This is a genomic window from Rhodococcus sp. GB-02, from assembly GCF_053470465.1.
The window spans coordinates 218,880-236,263 of record NZ_JBPUKE010000003.1; the positions used below are offsets into that span (position 1 = coordinate 218,880).

Here is a 17,384-nt window from a genome sequence, read left to right on the forward strand (position 1 = left end):
AGTTCAATCTTGCGCGATGCCGTTCGGCGGGGATCACCCGGGTACTCAACTGCGTAGTAGAGGGGGTGCTACTAGCCGACCATCGCGTGGAAGCCGCCGTCGACGTAGATGATCGACGCGGTCGTGCCGGGCAACCAATCCGAGAGCACGGTGCAGACGGTCTTGGCCACGGGCTCGCGATCGTCGACGTCCCAGCCGATGGGCGCAGCACCGTCCCATGCGGTGTTCAGCTTGTCCAACTCCGCGCCCGGACCGGTGCTGTCACCGGCGATGGCCTTGGCGGCCAGGGTCTTGATCGGGCCGGAGGACACCAGGTTCGAGCGGATGCCGCGAACGCCGACCTCTTTGGCGACGTAACGGTTGACGGCCTCGAGGGTCGCCTTGGAGACACCCATCCAGTTGTAGAACGGCATCGCGCGCGCCGGGTCGAAGTCCATCCCGACGATGGACGCGTTGTCGTTGAGCACCGGCAGTAACGCCTTGGCCAGTGCGCTGTACGAGTAGGCGGATACCTCGAGTGCGACCGCCACGTCCTCCCACGGCGCGTCCATGAACGGGCTACCCAGGCAGGAGCGGGGGGCGAAGCCGATCGAGTGGACCACGCCGTCGATCCCCTCAGGAGCCAGCTCGCGCACACGCTCGGCGAGAGAGGCGAGATCCTCCGAGCTCTGGACGTTGAGCGAGATTGCCGGCGGCACGGGCTGCGGCAGGCGCTGGGCGATGCGGTCGATGAGGCGCAGACGATCGAATCCGGTGATCAGTACCTTCGCGCCCTGCTCCTGCGCGACCTTGGCCACGTGGAACGCGATCGACGAATCGGTGATGATGCCGGTGACAAGAATGGTCTTACCCTCGAGCAAACCGCCCATGAGATGTCCTCCTGATTTCAGACGTACGAGAAAGGTGTGCGTGTGCAAAAAAGCGGATCAGTGGCCCATGCCGAGTCCACCGTCGACGGGGATGACTGCACCCGAGACGTATGCCGAATCGTCGGAGGCGAGGAAACTGACCACTGCTGCAACATCTTCCGGCTTTCCGGTCCGCTGCAACGGGATGAACTCGGTGGCCTTGTCCTTGACGTCGTCGCCCAGTGCTGCCGTCATGTCGGTCTCGATGAAACCTGGTGCGACGACGTTGGCGGTGATCGAACGAGAGCCGAGTTCCCGGGTCAGGGAACGAGCGATACCGACGATCCCTGCCTTGGACGCTGCGTAGTTGACCTGGCCGGCTTGTCCCGCCAGACCCACCACCGAGCCGAGGAAGATGAACCGTCCGAAACGCGCGCGCAGCATCGACCGGGTCGCACGCTTCGAGAGGCGGAACGTACCAGTGAGGTTCGCGTCGACGACGCTCGTGAACTGCTCTTCGCTCATTCGCATGATCAGTGTGTCGTCGGTGACGCCGGCATTGGCGACGATGACCTCGACCGGCCCCTGGTGCGCTTCGACCTCTTTGAATGCACGGTCGATCGACTCGGTGTCGGTGACGTCGCAAACGACGCCGAACAACCCTTCGGGGACACCGGAACCGCGATGAGTGACGGCTACCTTGTGGCCGTCTGCGGCGAGCCGCTGAGCGACGGCCAAGCCGATTCCGCGGTTACCGCCGGTGACGAGCACCGAGCGCGGTGTGGTGACGGTCCGTTCGGAAACCACTGTCGTGGGAGGGGTAGACATGGCGATCAACCTATCAATTCTCTGCGGGCCGCGTACCAGCGGTATTTGGACAATTCGGAACTGCTCTCGATCAGGGCAGACGCTGCCTGCGTACCAGGGCAATCGTCAGACCAGCGGTCGCGAACACGACGCCGAGGACCAACCACGGTCGACTTGCGTCTCCTCGTGTCGTCTCGAAACCGATCTGCTCTTCGAGCGTGTCGTACACCTGGCGCAATTCTTCGAGGCTCGATGCCGTGAAGAAACTTCCGCCGGAAAGGTTGGCGATCTCCTTCAAAGACGCGTCGTCGACCGGGACGGGAATTCGGTCGCCTTCGATCTCGACACGTCCGTATGTCGTTCCGAAGGAAATGGTGGAGATCGGGACGCCCTTGTCTTTGGCCTGTCGGGCAGCGGTGAATCCGCCCCGCGGATCGTCCGAATTCTCGGGAACGGTCTGCTTGCCGTCGGACAGCAACACGATGCGCGCCGGTGGGGCCTGATCGCTACCACCGAGGACAGCCGACAGCGTGTCGATCGACTGCAACGAGGTGAAGATCGCCTCGCCCGTCGCCGTCCGCTCACTGAGCTTGAGGTTGTCGATGGCGACCTTTGTCGCGTCACGATTCGTGGTGGGCGACACCAGAACCGAAGCTGTTCCGGCAAATGCGACCAACCCGAGGTTGATGCCAGGGGTCAGACCGTCAGCGAACGACTTGGCAGCTTCTTGCGCTGCTGCCAATCGCGTCGGCTCGACGTCGGTGGCCTGCATCGACAGCGACACGTCGATCACGAGGATCACCGTGGCACGGTTTCGTGGGACCTTCTTGTCCGCCGTCGGACCGGCAAGGGCGACAGTGAAGAACACCAACGCGACGACCATCAGAATCGCCGGAATATGACGCCACCGCCCGGGCCGAGAAGGCGCCACCTTCTCCAACAGTGCGAAGTTCGTGAACCGAAGTGTGTGCTTGGCCCGCTGCTTCTGCACGAGTACGTAACCGACCACCAACGCGGCGATGACAGCGAGGAACAGCAGCCACCACGGTGCGGTGAATTGAGAAAGACTCACGAACGAACGCCCCCAGTTCCGGCGCCGGCACCATAACTGTGTCGGCGTGCCGAGATGAATCTCACGACGTCGGCGATCCAGTCCCTGTCGGTGTGCAGGGACATCAGCGGAGCGCCGCAACGACGTAGAGCTTGTCGGACCTCGACGCGGTGCTCAGCGGCGACTCTGGCGAAGTCGGCTCGCAGTTGCGGCGTCGTGGTGAATTCTCTCGTCCGACCTGACTCCGGATCGTGGAGCACCACGTCGCCGACGTCGGGCAGTTCGAGGTCACGCGGATCGACCACTTCGACGCCGAGCACGTCGTGCCGTCCCGAAATGGCGCGCAGCGAGCGTTCCCAGTCGATCGGCCCGAGGAAGTCACTGATGACCACCGCAAGTCCGCGCCGCCGCTGTGGGCGTCTGAGCGCTTCGATCGCGCCGACCAGATCACCGCGTACCCCGTCCGGAGCATGCGGAGTCGTCGCGATCTTGCGGAGCATCGCCTGTGCGTGAATTCGCCCACCGCGTGCCGGGATTCGAGTTGTCTGAGCGCCGGTCGAGATGATGGCGCCGACGCGGTTACCGCCCGAACTGGTCAGGTGAGTGATGGCTGCGGCTGCAGCGACAACCAGGTCGCGCTTCTCGCATCCGGCGGTCCCGAAGTCGAGGCTTGCGGACAGGTCGATGACGAGCCACGTTTCGAGCTCACGATCTGCGACCGACTGGCGCACGTGCGGGTGCGTCGTACGGGCGGTGACGGACCAGTCCATCTGCCGCACGTCATCGCCTGGCTGATACTCGCGGGCGTCACCCGGTTCCGAACCAGGTCCGGGAATCAGGCCGAGGTGATCGCCGTGCAGCACACCGTCGAGGCGACGACGAACCGTCAGCTCGAGGGTGCGCAGCGCAGCGGTGAGTTTGGGATCGCTGAGCTCGCCGGATCGGAACGACGGCGGAGAACCGGTGGATCCGGCGGGAGTCGCCTGGCCACCGTCGCGGCCTTCGGTCACTGCGGGCGACTCATCGTCTCAGCGGTCGCTATCGGCGCGCCGTTGCCCTGCGGATTAGCTGTGCCCTGTGCGTTGAACTGGGGTGCTTGCGGTGCGCCCTGCTGGAGCGGGCCGGGAACGGTGGGGACCGGCCGCGCGGCGATCTGCGGCAGTCCGACGGTCTGCAGCACCCGGGCGATGACGGCGTCGGGAGTCACCTCGTCGGCCATGGCGTCGTAGGAAAGAACGAGGCGGTGGCGCAACACGTCCGGGATCACCTCGATGACGTCCTGCGGCACGACGTAGTCGCGCCCGCGGACGAGAGCGAGAGCTCGCGACGCGGCGATGATGCCGAGCGTCGCTCGGGGTGAGGCGCCATACGCGATCCAGCCTGCGACGTCCTCCAGTCCGACCTCACGCGGCGTGCGCGTAGCGGCGATGACCCGGACAACGTAGTCGACGAGCGCGTGGTGAACGAAGACGTTGCTGGCGACGCGTTGGAGCCTGACCAACTCCTCCGGACCGAGGATCTGGTGCGGCTCCGGGGCCGCGACGCCCATCCGGTAGACTATTTCGCGCTCTTCTTCGACCGTTGGGTAGTCGACGAGGATCTTGAACAGGAAGCGGTCGCGCTGCGCTTCGGGGAGCGGATAGACGCCCTCGTTCTCGATGGGGTTCTGTGTCGCCATCACCAGGAACGGGTCGGGCATGTGGTAACGCTTACCGCCGATCGACACGTGGCGTTCGGCCATCACCTCGAGGAGCGCGGACTGCACCTTGGCCGGGGCACGGTTGATTTCGTCGGCCAACACGAAGTTGGCGACGACGGGTCCGAGTTCGGTGTCGAACTCCTCGCGGCCCTGACGGTAGATGCGCGTGCCGATCAGGTCGGTGGGCACCAGGTCCGGGGTGAACTGGACGCGGGAGAACGAACCGCCGACGACCTTCGCGAAAGTCTCGACGGCCAGCGTCTTGGCGACACCGGGGACGCCTTCGAGGAGGACGTGCCCCTTGGCAAGAAGCCCGACGAGAATGCGCTCGACAAGCCGGTCCTGCCCGACGATGACTCGCTTGACCTCGTAAATCGCTCGTTCCAAGGTCTGAACGTCGGCTGCCAGGGAAGGTGCTGCTCCGTCCGCACTTCCGCTCGCCTTGCTTACGTCGACCGTTCCGACCGAATCTTCACGTGAGGTCACCAAGAATCCATCGCTTTCACCTAGAAAAGTACCGACAGTAACGTGTTCCCCGTCAACTATTCCAGGTAGTTGCGCTCGATGCCGTAACACCACGTCGGGAACTTGATACTTCCCCTGACAATGCGGGCGTCAGCGACAATTTCCTCTGACCGTCAGGACACCAGTCGGACGGCGTACGGCGTCATTCCGCCCCAACGAACCGGGGAGACCATGACACTCGAACCGGATTGTGGCGCCTCGAGCATCTGCCCGTTACCGAGGTAGAGCGCCACGTGCTGGCTGGCGTTGGGACCGTAGAAGATCATGTCGCCGCGCTTCATCTCCGAAGACGGAATCTGCGTGCCCGCGGTGTACTGATAGCCGGTGTAGTGCGGCAGCGAGATTCCGATGCCGGCGAAGGCGTAGATCATCAAGCCCGAGCAGTCGAAACCCACTTTGTTGAAGTCTCCGTAACTGTCAGCGACGCCGCCGTCACGGATGCCTCGAGTCGGACCGTTCTCGTCGCCGCCGCCCCAGGCGTACTGCACGCCGAGCTGAGACATTCCGCGGTCGATGACGGATTCGATTGCAGCGCTTCCGGTAACGGAAGGCTTCGGAGTGGTGGGTTTCGGCGTCGTCGGCTTGGGGGTGGTGGGTTTGGGCGTCGTGACCGTTTCCTCGTCGGTGCCGGTCTCTTCGTCCGTGCCTGTTTCCTCGTCGGTCCCGGTTTCTTCGTCAGTCCAGGTGTCGTCGTCGTCCGGGATGACGGTCGGAGTCGGGTCTTCGACAGCGGTGTGCGGACGCTGAGCTGCTGCCAGTGCTGCTGCTCGATCCTTCGCGGCCTGGTCGGCAGCTGCGCGGGCAGCAGCTTGTGCGGCAGCTTCCTTGGCGGCAGCTTCGAGCGCCTTCTGATGAGCTTCCTCGGCGCGACGCTGTTCGTCCCACGTCGCGTACGCCTGGCGTTGGCCCTGCAAGCCTGCGACTGCATTGCGGGCGGCGTCGAGTTGGGCCTGAGCGGAGTTGCGCTCTGCTTCGATCGCGGCTTTCTTGGCTACCTGCTGATCGAGAGCGTTGCGCGCGATCTGAATCGCCTGCTCGGCCAGATCCTTCAGTTGTGCGGCGACCTCGGCGGCGGCGTCGGCCTGCTGCTTTGCCTGGCGGGTCGCGGAGTCCTTGTTCGCCTGCTCTGTACGTGCTCGTTGGAGACCGTCGAGCACTGCGCTCTGCGTATTGGCGAGCAGCTTGAGCACCTGTGCGCGGTCGAGGACGTCACCCGGGCCCTTGGCGTCGAGGAACGACGAGATGGACGCGGTATTGGTGCCCTTGACGTAGCTCGAGCGTGCGTACTTGTCGAAGTCCGTCTGAGCGACCTCGATCTGCGCCGACGCGTCTTTCAGAGCCTGTTTGGTGACTCCGACGGCCTGCGCTGCGGAGTCTGCGGCGCCGCGGGCGTTCTGCAGATCCACGAGAGTCTTGTTGACGTCTTCACGCTTGATCGCAACTTCGTTGTCGAGTGCCGACAACTGTTCGTTGGCCGATGCGACTTGATTGATGAGCGCGCTGACGGTGCCGACGCTCGACGAGACCTGCGAATCGGCCGCGGCGATGTCCGAATCACTCGGATTCGGCGGCGGCGGCGGTACGGCCGAGGACATGGCCGGCGTTCCGACGATCAGGGATCCGACGACGCCGAATCCGATGACCAGTTGCGCCAGGCGCATCGACCTACGGGAAGGACCACGACGGGACTCGCCGCCACGTGTTACTTGCCTCACAAATAACTCTCCCTCGCGTGTAACGCCACGGCCCGCTGGGTCGCCGATCCGTGCGGGGAGGGAATGCGCAGACCAAGCACCGGTCGCCCACAGCCCGAGAGCTGACGGTCGACCCGGACGTGCCGTAAGAACGCCACCGACGGAACCTCGAGAACAAGGCAACCGACAAGTACGCGTCGAACAACATCAGCCTGTCTGCGACACTTCTTCCCCAAAAAGTGCCAGTTGTACCGTACGACACTCAAGCGTTCTTTGGAAACTTTAGCCACAAATAACACAAACGGTATTTGAGCTGGTCGAACGGCATGCAGGCACAAAAAAGGCAGGTACTCACCGCAAACAGCGGTGAGTACCTGTTTTCGACGAGTTACTGAAAATCTCGCAAAAGGACCAAGGTCAGACGGAATCGGCCCGGTGGTCGGAAGATGTCGCAATCTCTGAAGAAGAAGCGATATGTCTGGTTTGCGTGTTTTCCGGCTCTCGCCGCCACTTGACGGTGAAGGTAATTCCGGCAATTACCGCCACCACGGCGATGACAAGAACCGTGTACAACGTCCACGGCGGACCAGGCGCCACGATCTCGTGCGAGAAACGGTCCGCGGTCACACTCGCGCTTTCACCGAATGATCGGTCCTGTGCAGTTTCGAGTTGGACGCGAGAGATCGAGTCGCTGTAGCTGCCCATCCAGTCCGGGCTCAGAACGAGGACCGTGCCGCCTTCAGACTTGCCGACCGTCGTGGCCAGGTCCCGAAGATCGGACGGCCGGCCCGGATTCGCATCGACGACGACGACGCTCAAGTCGACACCGCGTTCGCGAGCGTCGGTCACCACCGCGGCCAGCCCGGCAACATCGGACTCGGGGGCGGAGACGCCGTCCGTCGAGAGATCCGCAAGTACGTCGTCGAGATCGACGTCCGACGGAACAGCGGCGTGCGACGGTGACTTCACGTGCACAGGCGCAAAAGCGTGATTGGTAGGAGCAGACATCTCTCATCCGGGTGCTGTTCGGATTCCGTCCACCGCTGAGTTGCGGGGAGTTGGTCCGAGGTCGTTTTTCGGCGGCCGACCCGCGACGGGCCTGCATGCACCCTACTTCAGGTCGACTGCCGCCCGGCGTCAGACACAACCGTCGCGCGTGCCACCTGAGCGGTAACTGTGGGTGCGGTCACCCAGCCAAGCCTGCGTTGCGCAGGCCCGCAGTCTGCATGAAGATTGTTTCGGTCAACTTGCCCTGAATTCTCACAGGACAAGCGTACTGTTAGACTTGGACCAAGAGGTACCACCGGTCAGGACGGGTTCTACTGCAGCTCCGATGTTCGACAGTTCTCACGCGAACTGTGCGATTGGCGTGAGCTACGGAGGGATCTACCAGCCGAAGTACCTCGCTTCAGCTGCCGACACAGCCCCGTCGGTGGCGACCCTCATAGACGAGTGGAGCAGACGTGAGCACCAGTATCGATTCATTCGGAGCCAAGGGAACCCTCGAGGTCGGTGAGAACTCTTACGAGATCTTCCGCCTCTCGGCAGTCCCCGGCACCGAGAAATTGCCCTATTCCTTGAAGGTTCTCGCCGAGAACCTTCTCCGCACCGAAGACGGTGCCAACATCACCGCGGATCACATCCGCGCCATCGCGAGCTGGGATCCCTCAGCTGAGCCGAGCATTGAAATCCAGTTCACGCCTGCCCGCGTGATCATGCAGGACTTCACCGGCGTCCCTTGCATCGTCGACCTCGCCACCATGCGTGAGGCCGTCACCACCCTCGGCGGCGACCCGAACAAGGTCAACCCGCTCTCCCCCGCCGACATGGTCATCGACCACTCGGTCATCCTCGACGTCTTCGGCCAGGCCGACGCACTCGAGCGCAACGTCGACCTCGAATACGAGCGCAACGGCGAGCGTTACCAGTTCCTCCGTTGGGGCCAGGGCGCATTCGACGACTTCAAGGTCGTCCCCCCGGGGATGGGAATCGTTCACCAGGTCAACATCGAGTACCTGGCCCCCACCGTCATGTCCCGTAACGGACAGGCCTACCCCGACACCTGCGTCGGCACCGACTCGCACACCACGATGGTCAACGGCCTCGGCGTGCTCGGCTGGGGCGTCGGCGGCATCGAGGCCGAGGCAGCAATGCTCGGCCAGCCCGTCTCCATGCTGATCCCCCGCGTTGTCGGCTTCAAGCTCTCCGGTGAGATCAAGCCCGGCGTCACCGCAACCGACGTCGTGCTCACCGCCACCGAGATGCTCCGCAAGCACGGCGTCGTCGGCAAGTTCGTCGAGTTCTACGGCAACGGTGTTGCCGAGGTTCCGCTCGCGAACCGCGCAACGCTGGGCAACATGAGCCCCGAATTCGGTTCCACCGCAGCGATCTTCCCGATCGACGCCGAGACCATCGAATACCTGCGCCTCACCGGCCGCAGCGACGAGCAGCTCGCTCTCGTCGAGGCGTACGCCAAGGAACAGGGCCTGTGGCACAACCCCGACAAGGAACCCGTCTTCTCGGAGTACATCGAGCTGGATCTGGGAACCGTTGTTCCCTCGATCGCCGGCCCGAAGCGCCCGCAGGACCGAATCCTGTTGTCGGAGTCCAAGACTGCGTTCCGCAAGGACATCCACAACTACGTGGAAGAGAACTACCCGACCGAGCACACCCAGCTCGACGAGGCCGTCGAAGAGTCCTTCCCGGCTTCCGATCCCGCGGTTCTGTCGTTTGCCGACGACGGAGCGGTCGACGTTCTCTCTGCTGCCAACGGTGCAGAAGGCCGTCCGAGCAAGCCGGTCGTCGTCAAGTCCGACGCCGGTGAGTTCGTTCTCGATCACGGCGCCGTTGTTGTTGCAGGTATCACCTCCTGCACAAACACGTCCAACCCGTCGGTCATGCTCGGTGCTGCACTGCTCGCACGCAACGCCGTCGAAAAGGGCCTCGCCACCAAGCCGTGGGTCAAGACCAACATGGCTCCCGGTTCGCAGGTCGTCACCGATTACTACGAGAAGGCCGGCCTGTGGCCGTACCTCGAGAAGCTCGGTTACTACCTCGGCGGTTACGGGTGCACCACGTGCATCGGTAACACCGGACCCCTGCCCGAGGCAGTCTCGAAGGCCATCAACGACAACGACCTCTCGGTCACCGCGGTGCTCTCGGGTAACCGCAACTTCGAGGGACGTATCTCCCCCGACGTCAAGATGAACTACCTGGCTTCCCCGCCGCTCGTGATTGCATACGGCCTCGCCGGAACCATGGACTTCGACTTCGAGACCGATTCGCTCGGTAACGACACCGACGGAAACCCCGTCTACCTCAAGGACATCTGGCCGTCCACGCAGGAAATCGAAGAGACGATCAAGTCCTCGATCGACCAGGACATGTTCCGCAAGTCGTACGCAACCATCTTTGCGGGCGACAGCCGCTGGCAGAACCTCGAAACCCCGAAGGGTGACACCTTCGAGTGGGACGTGAACTCCACCTACGTGCGGAAGCCACCCTACTTCGACGGCATGACGATGGATCCGGCTCCGGTCAAGGACATCAAGGGCGCCCGCGTCCTCGCTCTGCTCGGCGACTCGGTCACGACCGACCACATCAGCCCGGCAGGTCCGATCAAGGTCGGTACCCCCGCTGCGCAGTACCTCGACTCCCACGGCGTCGAGCGTGCGGATTACAACTCGCTCGGTTCTCGTCGCGGTAACCACGAGGTCATGATTCGCGGAACGTTCGCGAACATCCGTCTGCGCAACCAGCTCCTCGACGACGTCTCCGGTGGTTACACCCGCGACTTCACGCAGGAAGGCGCACCGCAGGCATTCATCTACGACGCGTCGCAGAACTACCAGGCAGCCGGCATCCCGCTGGTCGTCCTGGGCGGCAAGGAGTACGGCTCCGGATCCTCGCGTGACTGGGCAGCCAAGGGCACCAGCCTGCTCGGCGTCAAGGCCGTCATCACCGAGTCGTTCGAGCGCATCCACCGCTCCAACCTCATCGGCATGGGCGTTGTCCCGCTGCAGTTCCCGGTCGGCGAGTCCGCAGGTTCGCTCAAGCTCGACGGCACCGAGACCTTCGACATCGAAGGCGTCGAGAAGCTCAACGAGGGCGTCACCCCGAAGACCATGAAGGTCACGGCGACGCGCGAGAACGGCGAGAAGGTCGTGTTCGACGCAGTCGTACGCATCGATACCCCCGGCGAAGCGGATTACTACCGCAACGGTGGCATCCTGCAGTACGTGCTTCGCAACATGATCCGGGGCTAGTAGGCACTACGTGCCTGTGAGCACTTTCGGCCCCTGACGGGTCACAAAGCGCTCACGACCACTTTCGCCGGAAGGCGAACCAGGTTTCATCGGTGGTCGTGAGCGCTTTGTGCACTGAGTCGACATTCAGCGCCTACGGCCGAAAGTGCTCACAGGCAACCCGACAAAGGAGGGATGCCCGTGCCCAAGGTCAGTGAAGACCATCTCGCGGCACGGCGCAGTCAGATCCTTGACGGCGCCCGCCGCTGCTTTGCGGAATACGGCTACGACGGCGCCACAGTTCGCCGTCTCGAAGAAGTCACCGGTTTGTCCCGGGGAGCGATCTTTCATCACTTCAAGGACAAGGACGGCCTGTTCCTCGCGCTTGCCAGCGAGGATGCGAGCCGGATGGCAGATGTCGTCGCCGAAGAGGGCCTCGTCCAGGTCATGCGGGACATGCTCGCGCAGCCCGATCAATTCGATTGGCTGGGAACGCGACTGGAGATAGCGCGTCGACTACGCAATGACGCCGATTTCCGCGAGAAGTGGTCGCAGCGCTCCGCAGAACTGACGGAAGCGACCAGTGCGCGCCTAGCCCGACAGAAATCGGCCGGCCGACTCCGTGACGACGTTCCCACCGAAATCCTGATCGGGTATCTGGATCTGGTGATGGACGGCCTGGTCGCGAGAATCGCCTCCGGCCACGGCGTCGACAACCTTTCGGCTGTTCTCGATCTGGTCGAGGAGTCTGTGCGGCGAAGGGATTGAGGGGCTTCGCCCCTGTGCGCCTTTTTGGTAGTTCCCACTACCAAAAGGCGCACAGGGGGTTAGGCGAGTTGGATCAGCTCCAGGTACTCCTGCGACCAGTGGTCCTCGTTGCCGTCGGGCAGGAGGATGACCCGCTCGGGGTTGAGTGCCTCGGCAGCACCCGGATCGTGGGTGACCAGGACGACGGCACCGGTGTAGCTGCGGAGCGCATCGAGCACCTGCTCGCGTGAGATCGGGTCCAGGTTGTTGGTGGGCTCGTCGAGAAGCAGAACATTGGCGGCCGACGACACCAGACCGGCCAGAGCCAGACGCGTCTTCTCGCCACCCGAGAGCGTTCCGGCCGGCTGTTCGAGCTGCGGGCCGGTGAACATGAAGGCACCGAGCAGCGAACGCAGTTCCTGCTCCCCTGTGTCCGGCGCGGCGTGGCGGATGTTCTCCCACACGGATGCGTCGTCGTCGAGGGTGTCGTGCTCCTGAGCGAAGTATCCGACCTTGAGTCCGTGACCGGCGATCAGCTCGCCCGCGTCCGCCTTTTCCGCGCCCGCGAGGATGCGGAGCAGCGTGGTCTTACCCGCACCGTTGAGTCCGAGGATGACCACACGCGATCCACGGTCGATTGCGAGATCGACACCGGTGAAGATCTCGAGCGAGCCGTACACCTTGGTGAGGTTCTTGCCCATCAGCGGAGTCTTGCCACACGCTGCGGGTTCGGGGAAACGAATCCGCGCCACCTTGTCCGAGACGCGTTCTGCGTCGAGGTTCGCCATCAACTTGTCGGCTCGCTTCGCCATGTTCTGCGCGGCGACGGCCTTGGTTGCCTTCGCGCCCATCTTCGCAGCCTGAATCCGCAGCGCGCCGGCCTTCTTCTCGGCATTGGCGCGCTCACGACGGCGACGCTGCTCGTCCGTAGCGCGTGCGTCGAGGTACTTCTTCCAGTTCATGTTGTAGACGTCGGCCTCACCGCGAACGGCATCGAGGAACCACACGCGGTTGACTACGTCGTTGAGCAGGTCGACGTCGTGGCTGATGACCACCAGTCCGCCCTCGTGGTTCTGGAGGAATCCACGCAGCCAGGTGATGGAGTCGGCGTCGAGGTGGTTGGTGGGCTCGTCGAGGAGAAGTGTCGTGTCGGAGCGGGCACCGCTGCCGTCGGAGGCGGCAAAGAGGATTCGCGCCAATTCGACACGACGACGCTGACCGCCGGATAGCGTGCTGAGCGGCTGCCCGAGAATACGGTCTTCGAGGCCGAGGCTGCTGGTGATACGTGCAGCTTCGCTCTCGGCTTCGTAGCCGCCGAGGGCCGAGAACCGATCCTCGAGCTGGCCGTACTTCTTGACGGCGCGATCCTGAGATTCCTGATCGAGCACCTCGCCCATCAGGATCTGCTGCTTCTCCATCTCGCGGAGCATCGTGTCGAGACCTCGCGCGGAGAGAACCCGGTCCTTGGCGAGGATGCTCAGGTCACCCTCTTTGGGGTCCTGAGGGAGGTATCCGAGTTCACCGGTGCGTACGACGCTTCCCGCATATGCCTCCCCTTCACCGGCGAGGATGCGCAGAGTGGTCGTCTTTCCGGCACCGTTACGTCCGACGAGTCCGATCCGGTCGCCCGGCTGGATGCGCAGCGAAGGCCCGGGAGCTGTGAGAAGGGTGCGGACACCGGCACGAACTTCGAGGTCAGTGGCGGTAATCAAGCAAACTCCTCAGGAAAAACGACGAATACGGGTAAACAATGCCTGACTACAGACACAAGAACTATCGATTTTACCGTGACCTGACGGTCGTTCCGACCAGCAGCGTGTGAGTCCGCTAACGTTCGGGACATGACTAGCGAAAACAGCACTCGTCCTCGCGACCTCGAAGGCCGCGCCGCCATCGTCACCGGCGCAAGTCGCGGGATCGGCAAAGCTGTCGCCGCCGAACTCCTCGCGCGCGGCGCAGACGTCCTGATCACCGCCCGCAAGCCGGAGCCCCTCGACGCCGCCGCTACAGAACTGTCCGCTCTCGGTCACGGCGGAAAGGTCGTCGCATTCGCGGGCAACGCTGCCGATGCCCAAGCCCGCTCCGGCGCCGTCGACCGCGCCGTCTCCGAATTCGGTTCACTCGACATTCTGGTCAACAACACCGGCATCAATCCTGTCTTCGGTTCGCTCATGGAGGCGGACCTCGACGCCGTGCGCAAGATCTTCGACGTGAACGTGGTTGCCGCCCTCGGTTACGTCCAACAAGCACATCAAGCGTGGATGGGCGAACACGGTGGAGCCGTCGTTAACCTGGCAAGTGTGGCCGGGATCCGATCGACGGGCGTCATCGCGGCGTACGGCGCGTCGAAGGCTGCGCTCATCAGATTGACGGAAGAACTGGCCTGGCAACTGGGGCCGAAGATTCGTGTCAATGCCGTAGCTCCCGGGATCGTCAAGACGCAGTTCGCGGCAGCCCTGGTCGCTGCCGGCGAGGACAAGGCGTCGGCGGGCTACCCGATGAAGCGGCTCGGCACCCCGGAGGACGTTGCCGGCCTGGTCGGCTTCCTCGTTTCCGACGCGGCGGCATGGATCACGGGCGAAACCGTCCGGGTCGACGGTGGTCTGCTCGCAACGGGATCGATGTAGTGCGCCGACCATGACCACAGACGACTCCTCCGCCGACGTGGTGATCGTGGGCGGCGGGCCGGCGGGACGGGCACTCGCGACCCGCTGTATCGCCCGGCAACTCACCGTCGTCGTTGTCGATCCACACCCCCGCCGGATGTGGACTCCGACGTATTCGGCGTGGGCGGACGAGCTGCCGTCGTGGCTGCCGCGGGAGGTGATCGCGAGCCGGATTCAACGTCCGAGCGTGTGGACCAACGGACAGAAAACGCTTGATCGCGCATATTGTGTATTGAATACACCATTACTGCAATTATTTCTCTCTAATGCTTCTATGCAGTTCAGAGCAATGAGCGCGCGAACACTGTCCCCCACCACCGTCGTATGCGTGGACGGATCGCAGCTGACGGGATCCATCGTCATCGACGCCAGGGGCACCGATCTGGCAGTGACAACCGCGCAGCAGACCGCCTTCGGTGTGATCGTCGACCGCGCCCTGGCATCTCCGATTCTGGGCGGTAACGAAGCCTGGTTCATGGACTGGCGAAGAGACAACGGCACTTCCGACGCCGACGCCCCGTCGTTCCTCTATGCGGTCCCACTCGATGGCGAGCGAGTTCTCCTCGAGGAGACCTGCCTTGCCGGCCGGCCGGCGTTGGGGCTCCGCGAACTCGAAGCACGTCTGCGCACCCGACTTCACAATCGGGGCTGCGAAGTCCCCGACGACGCACCGGTCGAGCGAGTCCGTTTTGCGGTCGAAGGCCCGAGGGGATCCTCACCGGACGGCATCCACCGGTTCGGCGGGCGAGGCGGTTTGATGCATCCGGGAACCGGATACAGCGTTGCCTCCTCACTTGCCGAGGCAGACGCTGTCGCGAAAGCAATCGCCGACGGTGGGGATCCCAACGCTGCACTCTGGCCACGATCGGCCAGGGCGGTGTCTGCCCTTCGACGCGTTGGCCTGAACGCACTTCTCACCCTCGACTCGGGCGACGTCGCGACATTCTTCGAGGCGTTCTTCGATCTACCGGTCGAGGCTCAGCGGTCCTACCTGTCCGATCGGCGGGACGCGTCCGCGACGGCGAAGGTGATGGCAGCCCTGTTCCGGTCGTCACCGCGGCACGTTCGAAAGACGTTGATGCGCGCGCCGTTTCTGCGGTGAATGATCCGTACCGACTCTGCTCCGTACCGACTACTGCACTTCCATCGAGCTTGCGATCATCGGCCAGGAATTGTGTAGGTCGTCCTGCCAGTAACCCCACGAGTGCGTTCCGCTCGGCTTGAAGTCGAAGGTCGCGGGGATGCCCAGTGCGTTCAATCGGTCCGCCAATCCGTGCGTGCACCCGTTGACCGCGGATTCGATGATGCCGCCGACGATGATCTGGTTCAGGAGGGCTCCGGGATTTCCGTGCACATCGGGTGCCTGAAGGTTGTCGTGCGGACCTGGCAGCCCGGATCCGGTGGAGACGTACAGTTCGGTCCCCCGCAGCTTCTCTGCGTTCACAACGGGATCGTTCTCGCGCCATCCCGGACCGTCGAACGGTCCCCACATGTTTGTCGGATCAGCGCCTCCCCGCGCGCCGACAACCAGCCGTACGTAGTCCTGCCCTGGCTGGGTGGAGGTCTCCGCGCATCCGCTGTAGGCCCCGACACTGCGGTAGAGTCCCGGCGCCGCAATCGCGAGGTTGAGAACCGAGGTCGCCGTCATCGAGATCGCCGCGATGGAGTTGACCCCGTTGGTACCGAACTGCGCGTCGATCGCCGGCGGTAGTTCGCGGGTGAGAAATGTCTGCCACTTGTTGCGGCCGAGTACGGGATCGTCCTTCTGCCAATCGGTGTAGTAGCTGAACGCTCCCTCCAACGGCGTCACAACGTTGACGTTCTTGTCGGCGAAGAAGTCCAGGACATCCGTCCGCCCTTCCCACGTTGCACTGTCCTCGCCACCGCCGGCGCCGTTGAGCAGATACAGCGTCGGGCGTGGGGCGCTGGTGTCGGCGGGAAGGATCACCTCGAGGGGTATGTCGCGGTCCATCGCATCCGAATGAACTGTGACCCTGACGGTGCGGGCCTGTTCGGCTGTTGCGGGCCACGGTGCGAACAACAGTGGAACTAGTGAAATCGCCAGCGCAGCGGTGACGCGTCGACGGTAGGTTCGGATACTCATCGGAGTATGCCCCCCAGGTGTGCGAGTCGGATTCTCGAAGCGGATACCCGCTCGCTGTCCCCCGAACCGGCTCACCCGGACGCAACGGTTCGGGATCAACCGAGAGTGTTTGCCTCGCGCAAACGGCCGGCGGCGACCATCATGGGAGACATGCGCTCGATTTGGAAAGGCTCGATAGCCTTCGGTCTGGTCAACGTTCCGGTCAAGGTGTACTCGGCGACCGAGGACCACGACATCCGATTTCACCAGGTCCATGCAAAAGACGGTGGCCGCATCAAGTACAACCGCGTGTGTTCCGAGTGCGGCAACACGGTCCAGTTCGCGGACATCGACAAGGCGTACGACTCGGAAGACGGGTCACGGGTCATCCTGAGCGACGAGGACTTCAACAAGCTCCCAGCGGCCGAGAAGCACGAGATTCCGGTGCTGGAATTCGTGCCGAACGACCAGATCGATCCGATCTTGTTCGAGAAGAGCTACTTCCTCGAACCGGATTCGGCGTCACCGAAGGCGTACGTCCTGCTCTCGACTGTGCTCACCGAGAGTGATCGAACAGCACTGGTGCATTTCACGCTGCGCCAGAAGACGCGTCTGGCCGCGATGCGCGCCCGCGACGGCGTCCTCGTGATCCAGACGCTCCTCTGGCCCGACGAAGTTCGCGCGGCGGAGTTCCCTTCGCTCGACGACGTGGAGAAGCCGAAGGTCAAGGAACTGAAGATGGCGCAGACGCTCGTCGAGAGCATGGCGGGCGACTTCGATCCGACCGAGTTCACCGACGATTACCAACTCCAACTCCGACAGTTGCTCGACGAGATGATCGAGAACGGCGGCAAGAAGGTCATCCCCGCCGCCGAGGTCGACCAAGAGGGCACCGATGCAGAGGTGGTCGACCTGGTTGCCGCACTGCAGCGCAGTGTGGACGAAGCCAAGTCGAACGCAAGCAAAACCTCTGCCGGCAAAACGAGTGGAAGCAAGACGCGAGCGAAGAAGCGCGCCTGA

At 63.5% G+C, this 17,384-nt stretch carries 14 protein-coding genes; 5 read left to right on the forward strand and 9 right to left on the reverse strand.

The window, feature by feature from the left end; genetic code table 11:
* Nucleotides 1-71: 71 nt before the first annotated feature.
* The 7 genes from inhA to ACSW29_RS21460 form a co-directional block, all read right to left on the reverse strand.
* On the reverse strand, nucleotides 72-869 hold the full coding sequence (gene inhA / locus ACSW29_RS21430; protein WP_003944803.1) for an NADH-dependent enoyl-ACP reductase InhA: 798 nt from the start codon (nucleotides 867-869) through the stop codon (nucleotides 72-74).
* Between the two features lie 57 nt (nucleotides 870-926).
* Nucleotides 927-1,676 carry a 3-oxoacyl-ACP reductase FabG1 gene (gene fabG1, locus ACSW29_RS21435; RefSeq protein ID WP_007727875.1) on the reverse strand — a complete coding sequence of 250 codons (750 nt, stop codon included), beginning with the start codon at nucleotides 1,674-1,676 and terminating at the stop codon, nucleotides 927-929.
* 70 nt (nucleotides 1,677-1,746) lie between these two features.
* Entirely contained in the window at nucleotides 1,747-2,727 is a 981-nt protein-coding gene (locus ACSW29_RS21440; RefSeq protein WP_019748426.1) for a VWA domain-containing protein, read from the reverse strand.
* The gene (locus ACSW29_RS21445) at nucleotides 2,724-3,716 is read right to left on the reverse strand and encodes a DUF58 domain-containing protein (protein WP_003944991.1); all 993 of its coding nucleotides are present in this window, start codon (nucleotides 3,714-3,716) and stop codon (nucleotides 2,724-2,726) included. The genes ACSW29_RS21440 and ACSW29_RS21445 overlap by 4 nt, the downstream gene beginning before the upstream one ends.
* A complete protein-coding gene (locus tag ACSW29_RS21450) occupies nucleotides 3,713-4,891 on the reverse strand; it encodes an AAA family ATPase (RefSeq protein ID WP_411742570.1) in 1,179 nt (392 codons plus the stop codon). Before ACSW29_RS21450 ends, ACSW29_RS21445 begins: the two co-directional genes overlap by 4 nt.
* Nucleotides 4,892-5,043: 152 nt before the next feature.
* On the reverse strand, nucleotides 5,044-6,591 hold the full coding sequence (locus ACSW29_RS21455) for an NlpC/P60 family protein (protein ID WP_230815592.1): 1,548 nt from the start codon (nucleotides 6,589-6,591) through the stop codon (nucleotides 5,044-5,046).
* A gap of 450 nt (nucleotides 6,592-7,041) precedes the next feature.
* A complete protein-coding gene (locus ACSW29_RS21460; protein WP_347872731.1) occupies nucleotides 7,042-7,632 on the reverse strand; it encodes an Rv1476 family membrane protein in 591 nt (196 codons plus the stop codon).
* 455 nt (nucleotides 7,633-8,087) lie between these two features.
* Here ACSW29_RS21460 and acnA point away from each other — a divergent pair, with 455 nt between their 5' ends.
* Together acnA and ACSW29_RS21470 are read left to right on the forward strand one after the other, a co-directional pair.
* Nucleotides 8,088-10,889 (forward strand): aconitate hydratase AcnA, encoded by a 2,802-nt coding sequence (acnA, locus tag ACSW29_RS21465; RefSeq protein ID WP_019748421.1) that lies wholly within the window; start codon nucleotides 8,088-8,090, stop codon nucleotides 10,887-10,889.
* Nucleotides 10,890-11,069: 180 nt separating this feature from the next.
* Nucleotides 11,070-11,636: a TetR/AcrR family transcriptional regulator gene (locus ACSW29_RS21470; RefSeq protein WP_214886600.1), complete on the forward strand. Its 567-nt coding sequence runs from the start codon at nucleotides 11,070-11,072 to the stop codon at nucleotides 11,634-11,636.
* 59 nt (nucleotides 11,637-11,695) lie between these two features.
* Here ACSW29_RS21470 and ACSW29_RS21475 read toward each other — a convergent pair whose 3' ends face one another.
* Nucleotides 11,696-13,327 (reverse strand): ABC-F family ATP-binding cassette domain-containing protein, encoded by a 1,632-nt coding sequence (locus ACSW29_RS21475; RefSeq protein ID WP_020907739.1) that lies wholly within the window; start codon nucleotides 13,325-13,327, stop codon nucleotides 11,696-11,698.
* A gap of 129 nt (nucleotides 13,328-13,456) precedes the next feature.
* On the opposite strand from ACSW29_RS21475, the gene ACSW29_RS21480 reads away from it, so the two are divergent.
* Together ACSW29_RS21480 and ACSW29_RS21485 are read left to right on the forward strand one after the other, a co-directional pair.
* Nucleotides 13,457-14,242, forward strand: coding sequence for an SDR family oxidoreductase (locus ACSW29_RS21480; protein WP_448278250.1), 786 nt, complete (start codon nucleotides 13,457-13,459; stop codon nucleotides 14,240-14,242).
* Between the two features lie 10 nt (nucleotides 14,243-14,252).
* The gene (locus ACSW29_RS21485; protein WP_448278251.1) at nucleotides 14,253-15,383 is read left to right on the forward strand and encodes a lycopene cyclase family protein; all 1,131 of its coding nucleotides are present in this window, start codon (nucleotides 14,253-14,255) and stop codon (nucleotides 15,381-15,383) included.
* A 30-nt stretch (nucleotides 15,384-15,413) separates the two neighbouring features.
* Here the strand turns inward: ACSW29_RS21485 and ACSW29_RS21490 are convergent, their stop codons facing one another.
* On the reverse strand, nucleotides 15,414-16,385 hold the full coding sequence (locus ACSW29_RS21490; RefSeq protein WP_448278252.1) for an alpha/beta hydrolase: 972 nt from the start codon (nucleotides 16,383-16,385) through the stop codon (nucleotides 15,414-15,416).
* A 150-nt stretch (nucleotides 16,386-16,535) separates the two neighbouring features.
* Here ACSW29_RS21490 and ku point away from each other — a divergent pair, with 150 nt between their 5' ends.
* Nucleotides 16,536-17,384: a non-homologous end joining protein Ku gene (gene ku, locus ACSW29_RS21495; RefSeq protein WP_448278253.1), complete on the forward strand. Its 849-nt coding sequence runs from the start codon at nucleotides 16,536-16,538 to the stop codon at nucleotides 17,382-17,384.

Excerpts from the sequence above, each read along its gene's own strand:
- inhA (WP_003944803.1), bottom strand. The coding sequence starts at position 869 with ATGGGCGGTTTGCTCGAGGGTAAGACCATTCTTGTCACCGGCATCATC.
- fabG1 (WP_007727875.1), bottom strand. The coding sequence starts at position 1,676 with ATGTCTACCCCTCCCACGACAGTGGTTTCCGAACGGACCGTCACCACA.
- ACSW29_RS21455 (WP_230815592.1), bottom strand. The coding sequence starts at position 6,591 with ATGCGCCTGGCGCAACTGGTCATCGGATTCGGCGTCGTCGGATCCCTG.
- ACSW29_RS21460 (WP_347872731.1), bottom strand. The coding sequence starts at position 7,632 with ATGTCTGCTCCTACCAATCACGCTTTTGCGCCTGTGCACGTGAAGTCA.
- ACSW29_RS21480 (WP_448278250.1), top strand. The coding sequence starts at position 13,457 with ATGACTAGCGAAAACAGCACTCGTCCTCGCGACCTCGAAGGCCGCGCC.
- ACSW29_RS21485 (WP_448278251.1), top strand. The coding sequence starts at position 14,253 with ATGACCACAGACGACTCCTCCGCCGACGTGGTGATCGTGGGCGGCGGG.
- ACSW29_RS21490 (WP_448278252.1), bottom strand. The coding sequence starts at position 16,385 with ATGAGTATCCGAACCTACCGTCGACGCGTCACCGCTGCGCTGGCGATT.
- ku (WP_448278253.1), top strand. The coding sequence starts at position 16,536 with ATGCGCTCGATTTGGAAAGGCTCGATAGCCTTCGGTCTGGTCAACGTT.